The organism is Nonomuraea mesophila, assembly GCF_004352805.1.
Classification (GTDB): Bacteria; Actinomycetota; Actinomycetes; order Streptosporangiales; family Streptosporangiaceae; genus Nonomuraea; species Nonomuraea longispora.
Genome location: NZ_SMLD01000346.1, coordinates 1 through 3,050 on the forward strand (window position 1 = coordinate 1; position 3,050 = coordinate 3,050).

Sequence of the window (3,050 nt, forward strand, 5' to 3'; positions counted from 1 at the left end):
GGGGTCATCGGCCGGGGGTCATCGTCCGGGGGCGCCGTCGGGGACCGCCGTTCGGGCGTCATCGTCCGAAGGTCACCGTTTGGGCGTCGCCTTCCGGGGGCCGTGAGGGTGATGGGGGGGCGTACTGACGACATCGCGCACCGGCCGCTGAACACGAGCGGACCCGTTCGGCTCGTGCGAGCGGTCCGGGTGCTGCGAGCGGTGGGCCCGACGGGTGGCGCCGCTTGCGACGCGAACGGTCATCCACTGCTGTGACCTGCTCATTCCGTGAAATACAGCAGCGCCGACCCTCGGGTGCCTGTCGAATCGAAGAAACGTCGGGTGGGGAATCGGTGTGTTTAGAGGGTGTCCTCCTCACGGCGGCGGCGCTCGTTGTAATCACGCATCCGCCGCGGATATCCGGTGAGCTGAACGTCGTACACCGGCAGGGCAAGATTACGAGCGACCTTGCGAATGACTGCCGGTGAGCCGACCCTTCGTCTGGTCCACTCGCCATCGTCGGCCACCGCCACAGCGGTCGTGTCGGTGGCGAAAGTCTCTGGCTCGACGTAGAACTCGACGCCACGCCGTGATCGGGCAAAGGCGATGAGCGCTTCGATGTCGGCGTCTGTCGCCTCACGGTCGAACTTTGCGACTTTGGGGCCGCGCAGCCGACGCAGGCCGTAGCGGTCGCGCCATCTCATGAATCCTTTTTATACGATCTGAGGGCGGAGCGTCGGGGATGATCTAGGGGACAGATCGGGGATTCTCCGGATAGCACCTCGGGCTTCGAGGACGCAGTATGGGAGAAGACCGTTCGATTCCACCGAGGAGAGGCATGGCGATGATGGCTGGGGTACCGACAAGCCCTGGGCCGGGACAGGTGCCGCCAGCTCAACTGCGCGTCACCAACCAGGACCGAGAGCACGTGGTGGAGCACGTCAAGGCCGCCTACGCCGAGGGCCGCTTCGACAAGATCGAGTTCGACGACCGGCTGGAGCGCGCGATGATGGCGCGCACCCACGGCGACCTGATGCCCATCATGACCGAGATCTACGGCACCGAGGTCGTGCCCAAACTCGCCCCTCCTCCAGCGGCCGGCGTTCCCCAGGAACGTGCGCCGGAGAGCAACGAGCGCCTCGGCGCCGCCCTCGGCCACATGGTGCTGCTGCTCGGCGTACCGATCGTGGCCCCGCTGATTCTGCTGCTCACGGGAGGCAAGACCTCTCCCTACATCCGCCGGCAGGCGCTGGAGGCGCTCAACTTCCAAATCACGCTGGTCGGGGCGTCCATCTTGCTGCCCTTCACCATCATCGGCATCGTGCTCGTGCCGGTCATCTGGGTCGTGGCCGTGATCCTCGCGATCGTGGGCGGCGTCTCGGCTCTGACGGAAGGCAACTTCCGCTACCCGATGACGCTCCGCCTGGTGAAGTGACACGACGTTTCTCGTCCGCTTCTTCCACGGCGCCCCGCCGAGGCCCTGACCTCGGCGGGGCGTGCCGCGTCCCTGCCCGTTCCGTACTTCCGCATTTCCGTGTTCCGCGTACCCCGGGCTTTCGGGCTCCCAGTTTCCAGGGTCTTCCTGGCTCTGCGGTTTCCGGCTTGCCTGGTCTTGCGCGTTTCCTGTGCGGCTGAACTCCAGGGCTCCTGGGCTCCTGGGCTCCACGCCCTCCTGGGCTTCCGGCTTCCGCGTTTCCCGGGCCTCCGCCCGGGGCGTCCCGGCTCCCGCGTTTCCTGGACCGCCGGGTCCCTGGGCGTCCCGCTCCCGCGTTTCCTGCGCCTCCGGACTCCCTGGGCCTCCCGGCTTGCGCATTTTCCGCGTTTTCTGCGTGTTCCGCGCCTTCGGGCTCCCAAGACGTCCCGGCTTCGCGGTTTCCCGGTTTATGGCGTCGTACCGGCTAAGCAACGCATCGGCCTGCCACTGAACGGGTCAGCGGGCCAGGACCTGGTACTTCCCCTTCATCACCCCGGAGCTGACGTTCCCGATGGCGGCGAACGCGGCTCGGGACAGGTCGAGGCAGCGACCCCCGATGTACGGGCCACGGTCGTTGATGCGGACCGTGACCGCCTCCCCGTTTGCCGGGTTGGTCACGCGAACCTTGCTGCCCAGCGGGAGGGTCTTGTGCGCCGCGGTCATCGCCGAGGGATCGAACCGCTCGCCGCTGGCCGTCATCTGCGGGTCGCCATAGTAGGAGGCCCCGCATCTACCGGACGACACCACGCGGAATTTGGGCTTCTTCGGCTTGGACGACCTGGACTTCGCCGCCTCCTGCGACTCGATCTTCGCCCCCGACCCCTGGGACTCCGTCTTCGCCTGGGAACTCTGGGCCCCGGTCGTCGCGCTGGGGTTCTGTGACTTCGTCTTCGGGTGCTTGGCCTCTCCGCCCGTGTCAGAGCCTGAGGGCGTCGTCACCGTTGCGGGCCCCCGCGAGCCGGTGGTCGGCTTCCGGTGGGCCGCCGGAGGCTGGGAGGCGGGCGCCGGTTGAGGGCTGTGCCGGCGGGCGGCTCCGTCCGAGCCGACCGCCTGGCCGTCGCCGCCGGACGCGCGCCGGTGGTCGTCGTCGCCGAATGCGGCCCAGGCGGTCGTTGAGGCGGCGCAGACGACGGCGGCGCCGGCTGCGAGGGCCGCCCACCGCTTGGCGGGAGAGAGCTTGCGATCGTGCGGCGACGGCTTGCGAGAGTGCTGGCCCAACGTAAACCACGGTCCTACTTAGGGGATAAGGCAGTGGCCAGGCCGAGGGGGTGCGGGCGTACGGCGGCCGATCCGCGGGCAGACGGGGGGATCCCGCGCGACGAGGACGAACATATGCGACAACTGGCGAGTAAAGACAACTTAATGGGACATTAAGTGACTCATCTCACGAGTCCGACCTACCGGTGTGGCGATCGCCCGAAAGCACCGGCACATCTACGGCCCGGGGCTCGCGGGGTCCGGTTCCACGTTCTATGCGCGTTCCGGTCGTGCCGGCTGGGCGTGGGTGTGTGTGCGTGGTCTATGTGCGTTCGCGGTTGTGCTGGGTGGGTTGGGATGCGTGGGGAGCTTCTGTGCGCATCGGGGGTTGTGCTGGGTG

3 protein-coding genes are annotated in these 3,050 nt (G+C 67.8%); 1 reads left to right on the plus strand and 2 read right to left on the minus strand.

Annotated features, from left to right (window positions below; genetic code table 11):
* Positions 1-338 precede the first annotated feature (338 nt).
* Positions 339-683 carry a hypothetical protein gene (locus tag E1295_RS47810; RefSeq protein WP_132641993.1) on the minus strand — a complete coding sequence of 115 codons (345 nt, stop codon included), beginning with the start codon at positions 681-683 and terminating at the stop codon, positions 339-341.
* A 179-nt stretch (positions 684-862) separates the two neighbouring features.
* On the opposite strand from E1295_RS47810, the gene E1295_RS47815 reads away from it, so the two are divergent.
* On the plus strand, positions 863-1,414 hold the full coding sequence (locus tag E1295_RS47815) for a DUF1707 and DUF4870 domain-containing protein (RefSeq protein WP_246081255.1): 552 nt from the start codon (positions 863-865) through the stop codon (positions 1,412-1,414).
* Positions 1,415-1,909: 495 nt separating this feature from the next.
* On the opposite strand, the gene E1295_RS51675 is transcribed toward E1295_RS47815, so the two are convergent.
* Positions 1,910-2,671 (minus strand): septal ring lytic transglycosylase RlpA family protein, encoded by a 762-nt coding sequence (locus E1295_RS51675; protein ID WP_246081256.1) that lies wholly within the window; start codon positions 2,669-2,671, stop codon positions 1,910-1,912.
* Positions 2,672-3,050: the final 379 nt, after the last annotated feature.

What these genes read in the sequence shown, in the direction of transcription:
- E1295_RS47810 (WP_132641993.1), bottom strand. Translation starts at nt 683, where the DNA reads ATGAGATGGCGCGACCGCTACGGCCTGCGTCGGCTGCGCGGCCCCAAA.